Source organism: Segatella cerevisiae, from assembly GCF_024054555.1.
Classification (GTDB): domain Bacteria; phylum Bacteroidota; class Bacteroidia; order Bacteroidales; family Bacteroidaceae; genus Prevotella; species Prevotella cerevisiae.
In genome coordinates this window covers 1-16,580 of the sequence record NZ_JAMXLY010000020.1, presented here as the reverse complement: position 1 = coordinate 16,580, position 16,580 = coordinate 1, and the positions used below count along the sequence as shown (strand labels likewise).

The 16,580-nt window shown below is 42.6% G+C and carries 27 protein-coding genes and 1 pseudogene; 25 read left to right on the top strand and 3 right to left on the bottom strand.

Annotation, left to right across the window (positions count from 1 at the left end; genetic code table 11):
* Positions 1-8 precede the first annotated feature (8 nt).
* From rpsS to rplQ, 25 genes are all read left to right on the top strand, one after another.
* On the top strand, positions 9-278 hold the full coding sequence (gene rpsS, locus NG821_RS06665) for a 30S ribosomal protein S19 (RefSeq protein ID WP_252760885.1): 270 nt from the start codon (positions 9-11) through the stop codon (positions 276-278).
* Positions 279-315: 37 nt separating this feature from the next.
* Positions 316-723: a 50S ribosomal protein L22 gene (gene rplV, locus NG821_RS06660; protein ID WP_252760884.1), complete on the top strand. Its 408-nt coding sequence runs from the start codon at positions 316-318 to the stop codon at positions 721-723.
* A 5-nt stretch (positions 724-728) separates the two neighbouring features.
* Positions 729-1,460, top strand: a complete 732-nt coding sequence (rpsC, locus tag NG821_RS06655) for a 30S ribosomal protein S3 (protein ID WP_252760883.1) — start codon at positions 729-731, stop codon at positions 1,458-1,460.
* Positions 1,461-1,475: 15 nt separating this feature from the next.
* Positions 1,476-1,904, top strand: coding sequence for a 50S ribosomal protein L16 (gene rplP, locus NG821_RS06650; RefSeq protein WP_252760882.1), 429 nt, complete (start codon positions 1,476-1,478; stop codon positions 1,902-1,904).
* Positions 1,905-1,907: 3 nt separating this feature from the next.
* Positions 1,908-2,105: a 50S ribosomal protein L29 gene (rpmC, locus tag NG821_RS06645; protein WP_252760881.1), complete on the top strand. Its 198-nt coding sequence runs from the start codon at positions 1,908-1,910 to the stop codon at positions 2,103-2,105.
* 8 nt (positions 2,106-2,113) lie between these two features.
* Entirely contained in the window at positions 2,114-2,371 is a 258-nt protein-coding gene (gene rpsQ / locus NG821_RS06640; protein WP_252760880.1) for a 30S ribosomal protein S17, read from the top strand.
* Positions 2,372-2,373: 2 nt separating this feature from the next.
* Entirely contained in the window at positions 2,374-2,739 is a 366-nt protein-coding gene (rplN, locus tag NG821_RS06635) for a 50S ribosomal protein L14 (RefSeq protein WP_252760879.1), read from the top strand.
* Between the two features lie 21 nt (positions 2,740-2,760).
* Positions 2,761-3,078 (top strand): 50S ribosomal protein L24, encoded by a 318-nt coding sequence (rplX, locus tag NG821_RS06630; RefSeq protein ID WP_252760878.1) that lies wholly within the window; start codon positions 2,761-2,763, stop codon positions 3,076-3,078.
* Positions 3,078-3,632 carry a 50S ribosomal protein L5 gene (gene rplE, locus NG821_RS06625; RefSeq protein ID WP_252760877.1) on the top strand — a complete coding sequence of 185 codons (555 nt, stop codon included), beginning with the start codon at positions 3,078-3,080 and terminating at the stop codon, positions 3,630-3,632. The genes rplX and rplE overlap by 1 nt, the downstream gene beginning before the upstream one ends.
* Positions 3,633-3,638: 6 nt before the next feature.
* The gene (gene rpsN, locus NG821_RS06620) at positions 3,639-3,941 is read left to right on the top strand and encodes a 30S ribosomal protein S14 (RefSeq protein WP_252760876.1); all 303 of its coding nucleotides are present in this window, start codon (positions 3,639-3,641) and stop codon (positions 3,939-3,941) included.
* A gap of 69 nt (positions 3,942-4,010) precedes the next feature.
* Positions 4,011-4,406: a 30S ribosomal protein S8 gene (rpsH, locus tag NG821_RS06615; RefSeq protein ID WP_252760875.1), complete on the top strand. Its 396-nt coding sequence runs from the start codon at positions 4,011-4,013 to the stop codon at positions 4,404-4,406.
* A gap of 14 nt (positions 4,407-4,420) precedes the next feature.
* On the top strand, positions 4,421-4,993 hold the full coding sequence (rplF, locus tag NG821_RS06610) for a 50S ribosomal protein L6 (RefSeq protein ID WP_252760874.1): 573 nt from the start codon (positions 4,421-4,423) through the stop codon (positions 4,991-4,993).
* 18 nt (positions 4,994-5,011) lie between these two features.
* Positions 5,012-5,356 carry a 50S ribosomal protein L18 gene (gene rplR, locus NG821_RS06605; RefSeq protein ID WP_252760873.1) on the top strand — a complete coding sequence of 115 codons (345 nt, stop codon included), beginning with the start codon at positions 5,012-5,014 and terminating at the stop codon, positions 5,354-5,356.
* A gap of 6 nt (positions 5,357-5,362) precedes the next feature.
* Positions 5,363-5,875, top strand: coding sequence for a 30S ribosomal protein S5 (gene rpsE, locus NG821_RS06600; protein WP_252760872.1), 513 nt, complete (start codon positions 5,363-5,365; stop codon positions 5,873-5,875).
* A 15-nt stretch (positions 5,876-5,890) separates the two neighbouring features.
* Positions 5,891-6,067, top strand: a complete 177-nt coding sequence (rpmD, locus tag NG821_RS06595; RefSeq protein ID WP_252760871.1) for a 50S ribosomal protein L30 — start codon at positions 5,891-5,893, stop codon at positions 6,065-6,067.
* A gap of 26 nt (positions 6,068-6,093) precedes the next feature.
* A complete protein-coding gene (rplO, locus tag NG821_RS06590) occupies positions 6,094-6,540 on the top strand; it encodes a 50S ribosomal protein L15 (RefSeq protein WP_252760918.1) in 447 nt (148 codons plus the stop codon).
* A gap of 4 nt (positions 6,541-6,544) precedes the next feature.
* A complete protein-coding gene (gene secY / locus NG821_RS06585; protein ID WP_252760870.1) occupies positions 6,545-7,882 on the top strand; it encodes a preprotein translocase subunit SecY in 1,338 nt (445 codons plus the stop codon).
* Positions 7,883-7,890: 8 nt separating this feature from the next.
* Positions 7,891-8,715, top strand: a complete 825-nt coding sequence (gene map / locus NG821_RS06580; protein ID WP_252760869.1) for a type I methionyl aminopeptidase — start codon at positions 7,891-7,893, stop codon at positions 8,713-8,715.
* Between the two features lie 101 nt (positions 8,716-8,816).
* Positions 8,817-9,035: a translation initiation factor IF-1 gene (infA, locus tag NG821_RS06575; protein WP_252760868.1), complete on the top strand. Its 219-nt coding sequence runs from the start codon at positions 8,817-8,819 to the stop codon at positions 9,033-9,035.
* A gap of 22 nt (positions 9,036-9,057) precedes the next feature.
* A complete protein-coding gene (rpmJ, locus tag NG821_RS06570; protein WP_252760867.1) occupies positions 9,058-9,174 on the top strand; it encodes a 50S ribosomal protein L36 in 117 nt (38 codons plus the stop codon).
* 95 nt (positions 9,175-9,269) lie between these two features.
* On the top strand, positions 9,270-9,650 hold the full coding sequence (gene rpsM, locus NG821_RS06565) for a 30S ribosomal protein S13 (RefSeq protein WP_252760866.1): 381 nt from the start codon (positions 9,270-9,272) through the stop codon (positions 9,648-9,650).
* Between the two features lie 80 nt (positions 9,651-9,730).
* The gene (gene rpsK / locus NG821_RS06560) at positions 9,731-10,120 is read left to right on the top strand and encodes a 30S ribosomal protein S11 (protein ID WP_252760865.1); all 390 of its coding nucleotides are present in this window, start codon (positions 9,731-9,733) and stop codon (positions 10,118-10,120) included.
* 40 nt (positions 10,121-10,160) lie between these two features.
* Positions 10,161-10,766: a 30S ribosomal protein S4 gene (rpsD, locus tag NG821_RS06555; protein WP_252760864.1), complete on the top strand. Its 606-nt coding sequence runs from the start codon at positions 10,161-10,163 to the stop codon at positions 10,764-10,766.
* Between the two features lie 16 nt (positions 10,767-10,782).
* Positions 10,783-11,775 carry a DNA-directed RNA polymerase subunit alpha gene (locus NG821_RS06550; RefSeq protein ID WP_252760863.1) on the top strand — a complete coding sequence of 331 codons (993 nt, stop codon included), beginning with the start codon at positions 10,783-10,785 and terminating at the stop codon, positions 11,773-11,775.
* A gap of 66 nt (positions 11,776-11,841) precedes the next feature.
* Positions 11,842-12,429: a 50S ribosomal protein L17 gene (gene rplQ / locus NG821_RS06545; RefSeq protein WP_252760862.1), complete on the top strand. Its 588-nt coding sequence runs from the start codon at positions 11,842-11,844 to the stop codon at positions 12,427-12,429.
* 437 nt (positions 12,430-12,866) lie between these two features.
* Here rplQ and NG821_RS06540 read toward each other — a convergent pair whose 3' ends face one another.
* From NG821_RS06540 to NG821_RS12725, 3 genes and pseudogenes are all read right to left on the bottom strand, one after another.
* Entirely contained in the window at positions 12,867-15,359 is a 2,493-nt protein-coding gene (locus tag NG821_RS06540; RefSeq protein WP_252760861.1) for a TonB-dependent receptor, read from the bottom strand.
* Between the two features lie 79 nt (positions 15,360-15,438).
* The gene (locus NG821_RS06535; protein ID WP_252760860.1) at positions 15,439-16,305 is read right to left on the bottom strand and encodes a GLPGLI family protein; all 867 of its coding nucleotides are present in this window, start codon (positions 16,303-16,305) and stop codon (positions 15,439-15,441) included.
* 174 nt (positions 16,306-16,479) lie between these two features.
* Positions 16,480-16,580: pseudogene (locus NG821_RS12725) on the bottom strand (IS30 family transposase); the annotation flags it as partial.

Sequence of the window (16,580 nt, the reverse complement as noted above, 5' to 3'; positions counted from 1 at the left end):
GAGTAATTATGAGTCGTTCACTTAAGAAGGGTCCATACATCAATGTTTCTCTCGAGAAGAAAATCCTTGAGATGAATAAGAGTGGCAAGAAAAGTGTTGTCAAAACATGGGCCAGGGCTTGCATGATATCTCCTGATTTTGTGGGACATACCATTGCAGTTCATAACGGAAATAAATTTATCCCTGTTTATATTACCGAAAATATGGTAGGCCACAGACTTGGAGAGTTCTCTCTCACTCGTCGCTTTGGCGGTCATACCGGTAATAACAAGAATTAAGTAGGCGGGGTGAAACCATTTAAATGAAGATACAATAATGGGAGCAAGAAAACATATTGCGGCTGAAAAGATGAAAGAGGCCCGCAGAAATCAGTACTTCGCCAAACTCAAAGGGGTTCCTTCTTCACCACGTAAGATGCGCTATGTCGTAGACATGGTTCGTGGGATGGAAGTTAATAAGGCACTTGGAGTACTTAAGTTCTCTAATAAGCACGCTGCTGCTGACGTTGAAAAACTGGTACGCTCAGCTATAGCTAATTGGGAACAGAAAAATGACCGTAAAGCAGAAGAAGGCGAACTCTATATCAGTAGAGCTTTCGTTGATCCTGGTGTTACAATGAAACGCATGAGACCGGCCCCACAAGGACGTGGCTTCAGAATCCGTAAGCGTTCTAATCACGTTACGCTTTTTGTTGATGCTAAAACTAATGACGATAATAAGTAAATAGAATGGGACAGAAAGTTAATCCAATAAGTAACCGTTTAGGTGTAATCCGTGGTTGGGATTCTAATTGGTTTGGTGGTAGGTCTTTCGGTAACAACCTCTTAGAGGACAAAAAAATCCGGAATTACATTAACGAGCGCCTGGCAAGGGCAAATGTTGCTCGTATTATCATCGAGCGTACCTTAAAACTAGTTACCATTACTATTTGCACAGCTCGCCCGGGCATTGTCATTGGTAAAGGTGGTCAGGATGTTGATAAGTTGAGAGAAGAGTTGAAGAATATCTTCAAGGAAGAGATTCAGATCAATATCTTCGAAGTGAAAAGACCGGAATTGGATGCAAATATCGTAGCTGACAATATCGCTCGCCAACTCGAGGGTAAGATTGCTTACCGTCGCGCTGTCAAGATGGCTATCGCCAATACGATGCGTGCAGGTGCTGAAGGCATTAAGATTCAGGTCTCGGGTCGTCTGAACGGAGCTGAAATGGCTCGTAAAGAAATGTTCAAGGAAGGACGTACCCCTCTCCATACACTGCGTGCTGATATCGACTATTGCTCTACAAAGGCAATTACGAAAGTCGGTACAATCGGCGTCAAAGTTTGGATCTGTCGTGGTATGATCTACGGAAAAGTTGATCTTACTCCGAACTTCCAGCAGGACAACAAAAACTCAAATCGTAATAACGGTGAGAGACGTTCCGGACGCGGCAATCGCAAGAGAAACAGTAACCGTTAAAGTTAAGAATCTATTATGTTACAGCCAAAAAGAGTAAAATATAGAAGACCTCAGGATGGGCGCGGCAATAAAGGCAATGCCCACAGAGGGACAGAATTGGCATTCGGTTCATTTGGCATCAAGACTCTTGAATCCAAATGGCTCGACAGCCGTCAGATAGAGGCTGCTCGTGTAGCAGTCAATCGCTATATGAACCGCGAAGGCCAAGTGTGGATTCGCATTTTCCCGGATCATCCTATCACTCGTAAGCCTGCTGATGTGCGTATGGGTAAAGGTAAAGGTGATCCCGCAGGTTGGGTAGCTCCCGTGACACCGGGACGTATCTTGTTCGAAGTTGAAGGCGTAAGCCTTGAATCCGCTAAGGAGGCTCTTCGACTTGCAGCCCAAAAACTGCCGGTAAAAACTAAGTTCGTCGTTAGACGTGATTACGATAAAAATGCTTAAGCTATGAAGATGAAAGAAGTAAAAGGACTTGAGACCAAGGATTTGGTTGAAAAGTTGGAAACATCCGAAGCCAGTCTTCACCAGATGATGCTGAACCATAAGATTACTCCGTTAGAGAATCCATCACAGATTAAGGTAGCACGTCGCGATATAGCACGTATGAAGACGGAACTCCGTCAAAGAGAACTTAATAAAAAATAAAGGTTCAGATGGAAACAAGAAATTTAAGAAAAGTAAGACAGGGTGTCGTGGTTAGTGATAAGATGGACAAAACCATCGTCATCGCTTCAAAGTTTAAGGAGAAACACCCTATTTATGGTAAGTTCGTCCAGCATACCAAGAAATATTATGTCCATGATGAGAAGAATGAGGCTAATGTTGGAGATACTGTGCTGATTATGGAAACTCGGCCTCTTTCTAAAACTAAGAGGTGGAGATTAGTAAGAATCGTTGAAAAGGCTAAGTAATTATGATACAAACTGAATCAAAACTTACAGTGTGTGATAACAGCGGTGCCCGGACAGCAAAGTGCATTCGCGTACTTGGTGGAACGGGCCGTCGTTATGCAAGTGTCGGCGATGTGATCGTCGTAGCTGTTGAGAATGTCATCCCTTCAAGTGATTTGAAGAAAGGGGCTGTATCTAAGGCCTTGATCGTTCGTACAAGAAAAGAGATCCGTCGCAAGGATGGTTCTTATATCCGCTTTGACGACAACGCCTGTGTCCTGCTGAACAGTGCCGGAGAATTGCGCGGAAGTCGTATCTTCGGTCCGGTAGCTCGTGAGCTGCGTACCGTGAATATGAAGGTCGTTTCTTTGGCACCTGAGGTTCTTTAATGTTTAAAATTTAAGAAAGTAATGAGTAAATTACATATTAAAAAAGACGATACCGTTCTTGTACTCGCTGGTAGAGATAAGGGCAAGTCCGGTAAGGTGCTCAAGATAATGGCCAAAGAATGCCGTGCCATTGTGGAAGGGATAAATATGGTTACTAAGAGCACCAAGCCTTCAGCAAAGAATCCTCAAGGAGGTATTGTTAAGATGGAGGCCCCAATTCATATTTCTAATTTAAGTCTGATTGACCCGAAAAGTGGTAAAGCTACCCGTGTTTCTATCAAGCATGAGGGAAAGAATGTCATTCGCGTCGCTAAAAAATCAGGGGAGGAAATTAAATAATGGAGACAGCACGATTAAAACAAGTATACAAGGATACAATTGTACCAGCGCTCAAGGAACAGTTTAATTATTCTTCTGTGATGCAGGTTCCGGTCTTGAAGAAGATCGTAATCAATGAGGGTCTCGGTGACGCTACTCAGGATAAGAAAATTGTTGATGTAGCAATGAACGAATTGACCTCTATCGCAGGTCAGAAAGCGGTTGCCACTTATTCCAAGAAGGATATCGCAAACTTTAAACTGAGAAAGCACATGCCCATTGGCGTGATGGTTACCCTGCGTCGTGAACGGATGTATGAATTCTTGGAAAGACTCATCCGCGTCGCTTTGCCTCGTATCCGTGACTTCAAAGGTATCGATTCCAGATTGGATGGCCATGGCAATTATACGATGGGTATTTCTGAGCAGATTATCTTCCCGGAAATCAATATCGACAAGGTTGACCGTGTCCAGGGTATGAACATTACCTTCGTGACTTCTGCTACTACAGATGAAGAAGGCTATGCTTTGCTCAAAGGTTTTGGGTTCCCATTTAAGAATGCAAAAAAAGATTAAAGAGATATGGCAAAAGAATCAATGAAAGCTCGCGAAGTTAAGCGTGCAAAATTAGTGGCACGTTACGCAAAGAAACGCGCAGCTCTAAAGAAGATTGTTGCTACGAGCAAAGATCCCGCTGAAGCTTATGAAGCTGCACGCAAACTGCAGTCTATTCCTAAGAATGCAGATCCTATTCGGTTGCATAACCGTTGTGAGATGACGGGACGTCCAAGAGGCTATATGAGACAATTCAGCCTCTCTCGTATCCAGTTCCGTGAGATGGCCTCTCAAGGCTTGATCCCGGGAGTGAAGAAGGCAAGTTGGTAATCTTATCATTCGGAGAGTATACATTTTTTAATATTGTCGGGGTGTCCCGATTAATTAATATTTATTTTTATGACAGATCCTATAGCAGATTATCTGACGAGGCTCAGAAATGCAATCATGGCTCATCACCGTGTTGTAGATGTTCCTGCGTCTAACTTGAAGAAAGAGATCACCAAGATCCTCTTCGATAAGGGATATATTCTGAATTACAAGTTTGTTGAGGATGGTCCTCAAGGTACGATCAAGGTCGCATTGAAGTATGATCCTAAGACGAAGCAAAATGCCATCAAGAGTTTGAAGCGTATTTCAACTCCGGGTCTTCGCCGTTATACGGGTTACAGAGAGATGCCGAGAGTAATTAACGGACTGGGTGTTGCAATTATATCTACGTCTAAAGGTGTAATGACCAACAAAGAGGCTGCCGAACAGAAGATCGGCGGTGAGGTCCTTTGTTTCATATATTAATTGGAGGATTTGAAATGTCAAGAATAGGAAAATTACCAGTTAATATACCGGCAGGTGTTACAGTCAATTTTGATGAAAAGGCTGGTGTCATCAATGTAAAAGGCCCTAAGGGTGAACTCTCTCAGAAGATTGATCCTTCTATCAAATTGGCCATTAGTAAAGATACAATCACTTTTGAAGTTGACGAGAAGAGTCTTGTAGATGAGAAGCAGAAACAAGCTTTCCATGGACTTTACCGCTCTTTGGTTCATAATATGGTTGTCGGAGTCAGTGAAGGCTATTCCAAGACCATGGAACTTGTCGGAGTAGGTTATCGTGTTACGAATCAGGGGAATATTATTGAACTCACTTTGGGTTATACTCACCCCATTTTTATGCAACTTCCCAAAGAGGTGAAGGTATTGACAAAAACTGAAAGGAATCAGAATCCGATTATAACATTGGAGTCTTGCGATAAAGCATTACTGGGACTCATCTGTGCAAAAATTCGTTCTTTCCGTATGCCTGAACCTTATAAGGGCAAGGGTATTCTCTTTAAAGGTGAGGTCATCCGCAGGAAGTCTGGTAAGACGGCTGCAGCTAAGTAATTTTAATTTTTTACGACAATGACAACAAAAAAAGTTGAAAGACGAATTAAAATAAAGTTCCGTATCCGTAAGCATATCAAAGGAACTGCCGAGCGTCCGCGCCTTAGCGTGTTTCGTTCAAATAAGCAGATCTATGCTCAGGTAATCAATGATTTGACAGGCAATACTGTCGCTTCTGCTTCCTCTTTAGGTATGGAGAAACTTCCAAAGGTAGAGCAGGCAAAGAAAGTCGGTACAATCGTTGCTGAAAAAGCAAAGGCTGCCGGTGTTGAGTCTGTAGTTTTTGACCGTAATGGTTATCTCTATCATGGCCGTGTTCAGGCTCTTGCTGACGCAGCTCGTGAAGGGGGCCTTAAATTTTAATCGATTATGGCAATGAATAGAGTAAAAGCAAATAGTGACGTTGAATTAAAAGACCGGCTTGTTGCTATTAACCGTGTAACGAAAGTTACCAAAGGCGGCCGGACCTTTACATTCGCTGCTATCGTCGTGGTAGGTGATGGCAAAGGAGTCATAGGTTATGGCCTCGGCAAAGCTGGGGAAGTTACAGCTGCAATATCTAAAGGTACTGAGGCTGCCAAAAAGAACTTGATGAAGGTTTCCGTCATCAGAGGAACTGTTCCACATGAAATGGAAGTTTGCTATGAAGGTGCCAAAATACTTCTGAAGCCGGCTGCTGCTGGTACAGGTCTTAAGGCCGGAGGTGCTATGCGTGCCGTCCTGGAGAGTGCTGGCATCAGCGATGTCATCGCTAAGTCTCTGGGCTCTTCCAATGCTCATAATCTTGTTAAGGCTACTCTTATCGCTCTTTCCAAGATGCGTGATCCTTATCAGATCGCAGCAGAGCGTGGTATCGGTATGGATAAAGTGTTTAATGGTTAATCAGGAGGATGAATAATGGCAACTATTAAAATCAAGCAGATCAAGAGTAGAGTAGGTGCTCCTATTGATCAGAAGAATACTCTTATCTATCTGGGCCTCCATAAGATCGGTCAGGTAGTGGAGTTACAAGATAATCCTAGTGTCCGTGGCATGATCCAGAAGGTTCACCATCTGATTGAGGTTATTAAATAACAGGTTTTTTAAAATTTGACGCAATGATTAGATTAAATAATTTGAAACCAGCACTTGGTTCAACGCACACTCGTCGTCGTATCGGCCGCGGAACAGGTTCCGGACTTGGTGGTACTTCTACCCGTGGTTCCAAGGGTGCTAAGTCTCGTTCTGGTTATAAGAGAAAGATCGGATTTGAGGGTGGTCAGATGCCTTTGCAGCGTCGTCTCCCTAAAGTCGGCTTCAAGAATGTCAACCACAAAGAGTACTTGGCCGTTAATCTTTCTTCTATCCAAAAACTGGCTGAGGAAAAGAACCTCACTAAAATCGGATTGAAGGAGATGAAAGATGGTGGCATTTTTAGTGGCAACAAACTTATCAAAATACTTGGGAATGGTGAATTGAAGGCAAAGGTCGATGTAGAGGCCAATGCTTTTTCTAAATCAGCAGAACAGGCAATTACGACATTAGGTGGTAAGGCAACAATAATCTAAGTGAATGAAAAAGTTTATTGAGACACTAAAGAACTGTTGGAAGGTTGAGGATCTGCGTCAGCGGCTCCTCATCACCCTTCTGTTTGTGGCAATATACCGTTTTGGATCATTTGTCGTTCTTCCGGGTATTGATCCCGGGCAGTTGGCACATTTGCAGTCACAAACAGCAGGTGGACTGATGTCTTTGCTGGATATGTTCTCCGGTGGTGCGTTCTCCAATGCGTCAATCTTCGCTTTGGGAATCATGCCCTATATCTCTGCCTCAATCGTCATGCAGCTGCTTGCTGTTGCTGTACCTTATTTCCAGAAAATGCAGCGTGAAGGTGAGAGTGGACGTAAGAAGATCGACTGGTATACAAGATGGCTGACTATAGCAATCTTGCTGTTCCAGGCACCGTCTTATCTGATCAACCTGAAGATGCAGGCTTCGCAAGCTCTTGCAACCGGAGTGAGCTGGACGGTATTCATGGTGCCTGCTACGATCATCCTCGCCGGTGGAAGTATGTTCATCCTTTGGTTGGGTGAACGTATTACTGACAAAGGTGTCGGCAACGGTATCTCTCTGATCATTATGATCGGAATTATTGCCCGTCTGCCTCAGTCTTTCATCCAGGAAGTCACTTCTCGCCTGCAGGCTATTACAGGTGGTGGTCTTATCATGTTCATTGTTGAAATCATCATCCTTTATGCAGTCGTTTGTGCTTCAATAGTCCTTGTACAGGGTACCCGTAAGGTTCCGGTACAATATGCCCGCCGTGTGGTCGGCAACAAGCAGTATGGTGGTGCACGTCAGTACATCCCTCTGAAGTTGTTTGCCGCTAACGTGATGCCTATTATCTTTGCACAGGCTCTGATGTTTATACCTCTGGCTATCGTGCGCTATAATACGGCTAACTCAGCTTGGTGGGTTCAGGATCTGATGAATACACGGAGTTTGCTCTATAATATTGTCTATGTTGTCCTCGTGATCGCATTTACATATTTTTATACGGCAATCACCTTGAATCCGACTCAGATGGCTGATGATTTGAAGCGTAATAATGGATTTATTCCTGGTGTCAAACCGGGTAAGGATACTGCGGATTACATCGATACAGTCATGTCTCGTATTACTTTTCCGGGTTCCTTGTTCATAGCTTTCATTGCTATTATGCCCGCTTTGGCTGGCCTGCTCAATGTTCAACAGTCTTTCTCCCAGTTTTTCGGAGGAACTTCTCTCTTGATTCTTGTAGGTGTCGTCATCGATACCTTGCAGCAGATCGAGAGTTATCTGTTGATGCGCCATTATGACGGATTACTCAGTTCCGGTCATACGCGGCACGGAGGGCTTTCAGCCTATTGAGTGAGGTGATGAAAATATTTCTGAAGACAGAAGATGAAATCCGACTGATGCGTGAGGCTAACCAACTTGTTGGCGCTACTCTCGCAGAGGTTGGAAAACATATAAAACCGGGTGTTACCACCCTTCAACTCGATCGAATAGCTGAGGAATTTATCCGAGATCATGGGGCTGAACCTACGTTCAAGGGTGTTCCGAATCCTTTTGGAGTTGATTTGCCTTTTCCTGGTTCTATCTGCACCTCTGTCAATGACGTCGTTGTCCATGGCATACCAAGTGACTCGACGGTCTTGAAAGAAGGTGATATCGTTTCTGTAGATTGCGGCACATTGTTGAATGGTTATAATGGCGACAGTTGTTATACTTTCTGTGTCGGGGAAGTTGCTCCTGAAAAGAAGAAGCTCCTCAAAACAACAAAAGCTGCTCTTTATAGGGGCATTGAACAGGCGGTGGCAGGTAATCATGTCGGAGACATAGGTTATGCGGTCCAACAGTATTGTGAAGCAGAAGGCTATTCGGTTGTCAGAGAACTGACAGGCCATGGCATCGGGCGACAAATGCATGAAGATCCTCCCATTCCTAACTACGGTAAACGAGGTGATGGCATACTGCTGAAGAGCGGTATGTGTATTGCGATAGAACCGATGATTATCATGGGAAACCGGAAATTGGTATTGCTCCCTGACAAGTGGAGCATTGCAACGTTTGATCACAGTCCTGCTGCTCACTTTGAACATACGATAGCGATACGAAGAGGAAAAGCGGAGATTTTATCGACATTTTCCGATATAGACGATCAGGTCGAATGTAAACCCTCTAGAGGATTGAAAGACTAGCCTTGAAAAGGGTTACCTTGATTGTTTCACTGGAATTTGAAGTTATGGTTTTCATTGACGGTTTGGAAGTATTTAATATTTAAAGGAGTTTACAAATAATTATGGCAAAGCAGCCGGCTATTGAACAAGACGGGACAATTGTAGAGAGTTTGTCAAATGCAATGTTCCGGGTAGAACTTGAAAATGGAGTTCAGATAATTGCTCATATTTCAGGTAAAATGCGAATGCATTATATCAAGATCTTGCCTGGTGATAAGGTCAAAGTAGAGATGAGCCCTTATGATCTGACCAAGGGCAGAATCGTTTTCAGATATAAATAATGGAATTCAAAGAATTAAAAATATGAAGACAAGAACATCAATAAAGAAACGCACTCCCGAATGCAAGATCGTACGTCGCAAGGGTCGCTTGTTCGTAATCAACAAGAAGAACCCTAAGTTTAAAATGCGTCAGGGATAGAGTTAAAAAAACGTAAATATGTGCATCGGTGGTATATTTGTTGTATCTTTGCACACTATTTCGCGAGTATGTAACTATTATTTTATTAATAACAAATGGCAATAAGAATTGTTGGAGTAGATTTGCCCCAGAATAAGCGTGGCGAAATCGCATTGACTTATATTTATGGTATAGGTCGAAGTAGTTCAGCAAAGATATTGGATGAGGCCGGAGTTAACCGTGCCCTGAAGGTCAGTGATTGGACTGATGATCAGGCAGCCAAAATCCGTGAAATTATCGGCGCTGGATACAAAGTAGAAGGTGATCTCCGTTCAGAGATCCAAATGAACATCAAGCGCCTTATGGATATAGGTTGCTATCGTGGTGTCAGACATCGTAATGGTCTTCCGGTCCGCGGTCAGAGTACTAAGAATAATGCTCGCACCCGTAAGGGTAAGAAAAAGACTGTTGCTAACAAGAAGAAGGCTACTAAGTAAAATTTAGTTGATTTCTTATCTCCTGCTTATGATCGTCAGGTCAAAGTAGGAAAAGATTTCATGCTATAAATTCAAAAATCATGGCAAAGACAAAAGCAACATCTAAGAAAAGAAATGTAAGGGTTGATGCAATTGGTCAACTCCATATTCACAGTTCTTTCAATAATATCATCGTATCTCTCGCCAACAATGAGGGACAGACCATTTCCTGGTCTTCTGCTGGTAAGATGGGGTTCAGAGGTTCTAAAAAGAATACCCCATACGCCGCTCAAATGGCAGCTGAGGACTGTGCTAAAGTAGCCTATGAACTTGGACTGCGTAAAGTGAAAGCATATGTTAAGGGACCGGGCAACGGACGTGAGTCTGCTATCCGTGCCGTACATGGCGCAGGCATTGAAGTAACTGAAATCGTCGACGTAACACCATTACCACATAATGGTTGCCGTCCTCCAAAGCGCCGTCGTGTATAATTTCATCTTAACATCAATATTTTAAAGAATTTATTTCATTATGGCAAGATACATAGGTCCTAAATCTAGAATTGCACGCCGTTTTGGTGAACCCATCTTTGGTGCTGATAAAGTGCTCTCAAAGAGAAATTTCCCTCCCGGGCAGCATGGCAACGACCGCCGTCGTAAACAGTCTGAGTATGGTGCACAGCTTGCAGAAAAGCAGAAGGCAAAATATACCTATGGCGTGCTGGAACGTCAGTTCCATAATATGTTCAACAAAGCTCAGAAGGCTGAGGGAATCACCGGTGAGGTGCTTCTTCAGAATCTCGAAAGCAGGTTGGATAATATCGTTTTTCGCTTGGGCATCGCACCTACGCGTGCAGCTGCTCGTCAGTTAGTTGGCCACCGTCACATTGTAGTAGATGGTCAAGTCGTTAATATTCCTTCATATTCCGTAAAACCAGGTCAAGTCGTTGGAGTACGGGAAAAAGCAAAATCTCTGGAAGTTATTGATGCTTCTCTAGCAGGTTTCAACCATAGCAAGTATCCTTGGTTGGAATGGGATGACAATTCCAAGAGCGGCAAATATCTTCACAAGCCAGATCGTGCTGATATTCCTGAGAATATCAAGGAACAGTTAATCGTTGAGTTGTACTCTAAATAATAAAATCATTAAATTAATGGCGATATTAGCATTTCAAAAACCTGATAAAGTCGTAATGCTGGAGGCTAACGACCACTACGGAAAATTTGAGTTCCGTCCTCTCGAGCCTGGCTTTGGTGTTACAATTGGTAACGCTCTTCGCCGCATGCTTCTTTCATCGCTTGAAGGTTATGCTATCAATACTGTCCGTATAGCTGGTGTTGAGCATGAATTTTCAACAGTCCCTGGTGTCAAGGAAGATGTTACCAACATTATCTTGAATCTCAAACAAGTTCGGTTCAAGCAAGTAGTAGAAGAATTCGAGAACGAGAAAGTTAGTATCACTGTAGAGAATTCCACTGAATTCAAAGCCGGTGATATAGGTAAGTATCTGACTGGATTTGAAGTGTTAAACCCTGATTTGGTGATTTGCCATTTGGACCCCAAAGCTTCGATGCAGATTGATCTTACTATCAACAAAGGGAGGGGCTATGTCCCTTCTGAGGAGAACAGGCAATTTTGCACGGATGTGAATGTGCTTCCGATAGATTCAATTTACACACCTATTCGCAATGTGAAATATTCGGTGGAGCCGTATCGTGTGGAGCAGAAGACTGACTATGACAAGTTGGTTATCGAGGTCACTACGGATGGTTCAATCAGTCCGAAAGATGCTTTGAAAGAAGCAGCAAAAATCCTTATCTATCATTTCATGCTCTTCTCGGACGAGAAGATTACACTAGAGAATCCTGATAAGGATAACAATCAGGAATTTGACGAAGAGGTTCTCCACATGCGTCAGTTGCTGAAGACTCGTCTTGTGGACTTGAATCTGAGTGTCCGCGCACTCAATTGCTTGAAGGCAGCTAATGTTGAGACTTTGGGTGATTTGGTACAGTATAACAAAACTGATCTTTTAAAGTTCCGTAATTTCGGTAAGAAATCGCTTTCTGAGCTTGATGATTTGCTCGAGAGTCTGAATCTATCGTTTGGAACTGATATTTCAAAGTATAAACTGGATAAGGAATAGGATTAGCAGACCGGCTTTTTCATAAAGTGGTCTTTTGTTCAAACCCTGGTCCAAATAAAAAACAAAATGAGACATAACAAAAAATTCAACCATCTCAGTCGTACTGCATCTCACCGGGCATCTTTGCTGGCTAATCTGTCAGTGAGCCTGATCATGCACAAAAGAATCACTACGACTGTCGCTAAGGCTAAGGCACTGAAAAAATATGTAGAACCGTTGATCACGCGTTCTAAGAATGATACGACCTCTTCTCGTCGTGTCGTGTTCCGTTATCTGCAGAATAAAGAGGCTCTGAAGGAATTATTCAGTACTGTAGCTGCAAAGATAGGTAATCGTCCCGGAGGTTATACACGTGTTATCAAACTCGGTTCTCGTCTTGGGGATGCTTCAGAACAAGCTTTTATTGAACTTGTAGACTTTGATGATAATATGGCTAAAACGGCTAAGAGCGGTGCTAAGCGTACTCGTCGTGGCGGACATAAAAAGGCAGAAGAAACTGCTGCTGAACCTGTAGCTGCTGCTGAGCAGGAAGCTGCACCAAAGGCTGAAGCTGCTGCTGCACCGAAGGCTGAGGAAACTGCTCAACCTGCAGCTCAGGCTACCAAAGAGAAAGCAAAGCCGGAAGCAAAGAAAGAAGCTCCAAAGGCTGAGTAAATATAATTCTGATTTTCTGATTTCAGGGAATCAGAATACTCGTAATTCGTATAAGAGGGTGTATCAAGAGGAAACTTTTGATACACCTTCTTTCGTTTTAGGCACCTTGTATTTCTCGATCTCTAGACTTTTGTTTTTCTTTTTGTACCTATTTGTCAGAAATGATAGGGGAAGCAGTATTCTCATTCGTTGTGGGATCCTTCTGATAATTAAAAAGTCAGAGGAGAAAGCCATGTACCAGAATGAAGATAAGAAATACTGATGAAACTGGGATCTGATGCCGTATGTACAAACAATACCTTTCTGCAGAATAAACCTTATTGGTGATCTTTCGATTAGACCGAATAACTTGAATTGGTGTTCCCGCAACAATTCAAACTATTGTAGCCCTGCAATCAGCATCGGACTACTCTCTTCTTATTATTTCATCCTTCAGATCATATTCTCAATAGAAGATGCAGCATAGCTTCTCTACCGCGGAGTGGAAGACTTGAAGAATAGGTGTTGAAGCCGGAGGCTTGCGTGATCGTATAGGAGCGTATGTTCAGTAAATTAGAAACTGATACACCGATCTCCCATAACTTATTGATCGTGTAATGAGAACGGATATCCATCAAACCGATAGTCTTATAGTGAGATTGAGAAATCTCGTTCGTCAGATTCTGATATGTAAATTTGATTTCCAGTTTCTTAGTTGGGAACAGAGAAAGGAAATAGTTGGTTTCGAGTGATGAAAGGTGATCAGAATGGTAAAGTTGATTCTTTTCCCAATAAAGATTCCCCTTTGCGTCAAAAGATATTCTTATCCAATTGAATTTTTGAAAGCTGGTGTTAATCTGGGCAGACAGGATGTGCGAATGGTTGAAGGTCTGTACGGATGATTGTGAAAGTAAATATTGGTCGTGGTTATAAGTCAATTCCGTTTTCAAAGAGACTCCGGCATCTGTGAAGGTCTTGTCAGCAGACACGTCAACCATGAATACTTTACGATGGTTAATGCCTTTAAGTTCGGTAATCTCATTATACGTATTCGTATAGTCATCATTTTCATAGCTTTCTCTCTTCTCACTTGAATAAGCTATAGAGAGATTGGAGAAAAACATTTCTGCCAGATTCTTATAGTTGATCAGGAGAGATAATCTGTAGTCGCGATTTTTGAAAAGTTCGTTCGAAGGGTGGTATAGGGTTCGATAGTTCTGTCTTAAAGGGTATAGCGAATAGAAATCCGGTGAAGCACTGTAAGTGCTTGTATTGGCCGACAGAACAAATGTGAACTTGTCAGCCAATAGTTGTCTTAGAGATATACCCGGAGAGAAAGCAAAAAAGCTCCTGCTCTTGTCTTTTATGGTAGAGGAAGAAAGGACCGTATGCGACCAAGTCAGAGGGAGTTCTATGGATAATCGGCCGTTATACCGGTATTTGATATAGTAACTTGGTTCATAGGATAGTTGCAGGTCCTGATGCCGCATATTCCCGTTGAAATCATACAATTGGTTACTATAATACATCTTGACGCCCATGTTAAGATCCTGATGAAAAAGAGGCAGCGTCGTCGACAGAATGTTTTTGGCAACGAATGATTTTTCCACATAAGCTTCGGCATCGTTGTATGCGCTGGAGTCAGAGGCACTATGGAGCGTTTCCCTACGGTCAAAATAACGGATCAGGGACTTGCCCTGTAAGGTGATGTCGCCCACGGAAAAAGCAGTATTCAGATAGTTTTGCAGGTAGGATGGCCGACTGGATATATCTTCTTGTACTTTCGCTCCATCGGTTTCGATAGAACTGCCCGAAGTCGTTTTTTCGAAAGAATAACGGAGTTCATTGGAGATGAATGTCTTACTTGAATTCAACTCATATCGGAGTATAGGTATCACGATGACAGTCTTTTTGTCCTTCCGGTTATTCTCCGAAATATCTACATTAGTAGGTCCCCCATAGTGGTTCTCCAGATTGTTGTTGTAGGTGGAATGGTCATCATAAAAAAGAACATTACTGCGGAAAGTAGCGTCTTTTGAAATTCCTGTAAGATAGTTGATCCCCAACGAATAAGAATGATTGTGCAGATATCGTTCTTGGGGGAGATCTTCATTCCCCAGGTCCACGGACAATAAAGAATGCATGAGAGGCTCGTATGCATTGAGATCCGTAATGTCGATATGCTCTTTGGTCTCATCCGATAAATCTGCTCCTATATTATTCATCTTTCCTGAAACCAGTAGTTGACTCTGACCCAAAATTTGCGTGAGGAATATCCTGTTGTCCCAAGTCTTCGAGGAGCCTATACCTCCCTCAGCTTCCCCGAAAGGACGTGATTGATAATTCTTATTTAGTTTGATATTCAGTGCAGCATGATCAGAAAACTGCTTATCCTTAAGCATCTTCACGGGTTGATGATTTTCCAGAACTTCCACGTCAGCTACTGCGTCCACTGGCATATTTCTTGTAGCCTGATTGTAGCTGTTACCCATAAGATCCTCACCTTCGATATAGAATTTGTTGATAGCCTTACCCTGATAGGAAACAGTACCGTTCTCCGCGACCTTGATTCCCGGAAGTTTTTTGAGGACATCTTCCAGATGCCTGTCTCCAGCTTTAGCAAAAGGAGCTACATGATAAATGAGGGTGTCACTTTTTGAGCGGATTGCAGGAGCTTTTATGCGGACTTCCCTGAGTAAGACAGCTTGAGGATTCAACTCGATATTGTTAACCTTCGTTGTCGAGCAATCATTGGCTCTTATCTTCTTTTTTTCATAGCCCATCAGCGAGAACTCCAGATCGTCATTCGGATTCGCGTTCACGGATAACTGTCCGTTTGGATCAGAAATGCTGTATGCCGTTCTCTTTCCGGTAGATGTAGATACTTGACAAGTGACACTGGTCATCGGTTCATGAGTCTTTGCATTCCTGATTTTGAAAGTTAGGTTCATGGCATTCCCTTGTGTCTGGGCCGAACAGGATAGTGTATCCCAGATACAAAGGAATAAAAGGAAGAAAATGCATTTCTGCTTATTCAAGTTCTATCGGGTTGTAAGGTTTGGCATTCACTGTAGCTAAGGTCTCTTTAGGGATTTTTACATCGCCGCCGCTCATTAATGCCTGTGCCGGGTTTGCATAAGAATTCTTTTCTATCTTGCGCAAAGTCTGCCGGTTTGTCTTGGTAACTTGATCCTTGTCCGCCAACTCAATCGGGCAATATCGGGAGACCTTCTCCAAACCAGTGAGAACGAATTCAAAGTTGTCATTCGTATCCTTGACCTGAAAAACTAATCCCGGCAGACCATTAAACTTATATGGTCCATAGGGGAGATTCACCTCAGGAGCGTACCATGCAATGTAATCCCTGCCGAAGAGACTTGTCTTGGCTTTCTTGCAGGCGTATCCTGCGATGGTGGAATCCCCCTCTTCCAACTCCCATTTCAGATCAGGACACTTTTCTTGATACTGATAGATTTGGACCGATCCGATGATTGTACTCTGAATGGTATTCTCATTCTTTTTCTTGTCTGTGACAATATCTTGCTCGAATTGAGCCTTACGGAGTAGTAGGAGTGCTTCCGGCATGGTCTGTGCAGCAGAAAGCTGTTGCTTTGCGTTTACACTAAACAAGGAATCAAATCGGAACTTATAGTAATCAGAAAAGCGATTATAGTGTTCTCCTATCTGGAGTAGCACTATTCCTTGCCTCTTTTCGTTCGGGCGCTTAGCATTCCGGGCATAGCGGTAAGTGTAAGTAGCCCTATATTGGGGTTGCTCCAGTACGACCTTCTTTGAAGTATCTGTCTTTTGCGTCTGTGCTTGTGAGAAGTCTATAGTTTGGGCAGATGCGGTTAGTGCACCGCTGAGGATAAACATAAAGAGAATGAATTTTTTCATATTATAATTTGTTTTATATAAGAAATGTATGATGTAACAGGAAGAATACCATCACTTTGGTACTATTTTTAATATATATATACAAAGTTATATAAAAATTATATATTATAGCATATATATATCATATGTTTAACGTAAATTATAATATGGTGGATTCCATAAGCAAGTGCAAAGTTACGGAATTAATTGCTTAATGATATCAACAGGCTTTGAAAAATCATTTTTCTTTCTTGGTCTGTTATTCAATTTTTGAATGATTTGTTTAATGTATCCCC

What these genes read in the sequence shown, in the direction of transcription:
- rpsD (WP_252760864.1), top strand. Translation starts at nt 10,161, where the DNA reads ATGGCAAGATACATAGGTCCTAAATCTAGAATTGCACGCCGTTTTGGT.
- rplQ (WP_252760862.1), top strand. Translation starts at nt 11,842, where the DNA reads ATGAGACATAACAAAAAATTCAACCATCTCAGTCGTACTGCATCTCAC.
- rpsN (WP_252760876.1), top strand. Translation starts at nt 3,639, where the DNA reads ATGGCAAAAGAATCAATGAAAGCTCGCGAAGTTAAGCGTGCAAAATTA.
- rplE (WP_252760877.1), top strand. Translation starts at nt 3,078, where the DNA reads ATGGAGACAGCACGATTAAAACAAGTATACAAGGATACAATTGTACCA.
- rplV (WP_252760884.1), top strand. Translation starts at nt 316, where the DNA reads ATGGGAGCAAGAAAACATATTGCGGCTGAAAAGATGAAAGAGGCCCGC.
- rpmC (WP_252760881.1), top strand. Translation starts at nt 1,908, where the DNA reads ATGAAGATGAAAGAAGTAAAAGGACTTGAGACCAAGGATTTGGTTGAA.
- rpsK (WP_252760865.1), top strand. Translation starts at nt 9,731, where the DNA reads ATGGCAAAGACAAAAGCAACATCTAAGAAAAGAAATGTAAGGGTTGAT.
- map (WP_252760869.1), top strand. Translation starts at nt 7,891, where the DNA reads ATGAAAATATTTCTGAAGACAGAAGATGAAATCCGACTGATGCGTGAG.
- rpsH (WP_252760875.1), top strand. Translation starts at nt 4,011, where the DNA reads ATGACAGATCCTATAGCAGATTATCTGACGAGGCTCAGAAATGCAATC.
- NG821_RS06540 (WP_252760861.1), bottom strand. Translation starts at nt 15,359, where the DNA reads ATGAACCTAACTTTCAAAATCAGGAATGCAAAGACTCATGAACCGATG.
- rplP (WP_252760882.1), top strand. Translation starts at nt 1,476, where the DNA reads ATGTTACAGCCAAAAAGAGTAAAATATAGAAGACCTCAGGATGGGCGC.
- rplN (WP_252760879.1), top strand. Translation starts at nt 2,374, where the DNA reads ATGATACAAACTGAATCAAAACTTACAGTGTGTGATAACAGCGGTGCC.
- rpsQ (WP_252760880.1), top strand. Translation starts at nt 2,114, where the DNA reads ATGGAAACAAGAAATTTAAGAAAAGTAAGACAGGGTGTCGTGGTTAGT.
- rpsE (WP_252760872.1), top strand. Translation starts at nt 5,363, where the DNA reads ATGGCAATGAATAGAGTAAAAGCAAATAGTGACGTTGAATTAAAAGAC.
- infA (WP_252760868.1), top strand. Translation starts at nt 8,817, where the DNA reads ATGGCAAAGCAGCCGGCTATTGAACAAGACGGGACAATTGTAGAGAGT.
- NG821_RS06535 (WP_252760860.1), bottom strand. Translation starts at nt 16,305, where the DNA reads ATGAAAAAATTCATTCTCTTTATGTTTATCCTCAGCGGTGCACTAACC.
- rpsS (WP_252760885.1), top strand. Translation starts at nt 9, where the DNA reads ATGAGTCGTTCACTTAAGAAGGGTCCATACATCAATGTTTCTCTCGAG.
- rpsM (WP_252760866.1), top strand. Translation starts at nt 9,270, where the DNA reads ATGGCAATAAGAATTGTTGGAGTAGATTTGCCCCAGAATAAGCGTGGC.
- NG821_RS06550 (WP_252760863.1), top strand. Translation starts at nt 10,783, where the DNA reads ATGGCGATATTAGCATTTCAAAAACCTGATAAAGTCGTAATGCTGGAG.
- rplX (WP_252760878.1), top strand. Translation starts at nt 2,761, where the DNA reads ATGAGTAAATTACATATTAAAAAAGACGATACCGTTCTTGTACTCGCT.
- rpmJ (WP_252760867.1), top strand. Translation starts at nt 9,058, where the DNA reads ATGAAGACAAGAACATCAATAAAGAAACGCACTCCCGAATGCAAGATC.
- rpsC (WP_252760883.1), top strand. Translation starts at nt 729, where the DNA reads ATGGGACAGAAAGTTAATCCAATAAGTAACCGTTTAGGTGTAATCCGT.
- rpmD (WP_252760871.1), top strand. Translation starts at nt 5,891, where the DNA reads ATGGCAACTATTAAAATCAAGCAGATCAAGAGTAGAGTAGGTGCTCCT.
- rplR (WP_252760873.1), top strand. Translation starts at nt 5,012, where the DNA reads ATGACAACAAAAAAAGTTGAAAGACGAATTAAAATAAAGTTCCGTATC.
- secY (WP_252760870.1), top strand. Translation starts at nt 6,545, where the DNA reads ATGAAAAAGTTTATTGAGACACTAAAGAACTGTTGGAAGGTTGAGGAT.
- rplF (WP_252760874.1), top strand. Translation starts at nt 4,421, where the DNA reads ATGTCAAGAATAGGAAAATTACCAGTTAATATACCGGCAGGTGTTACA.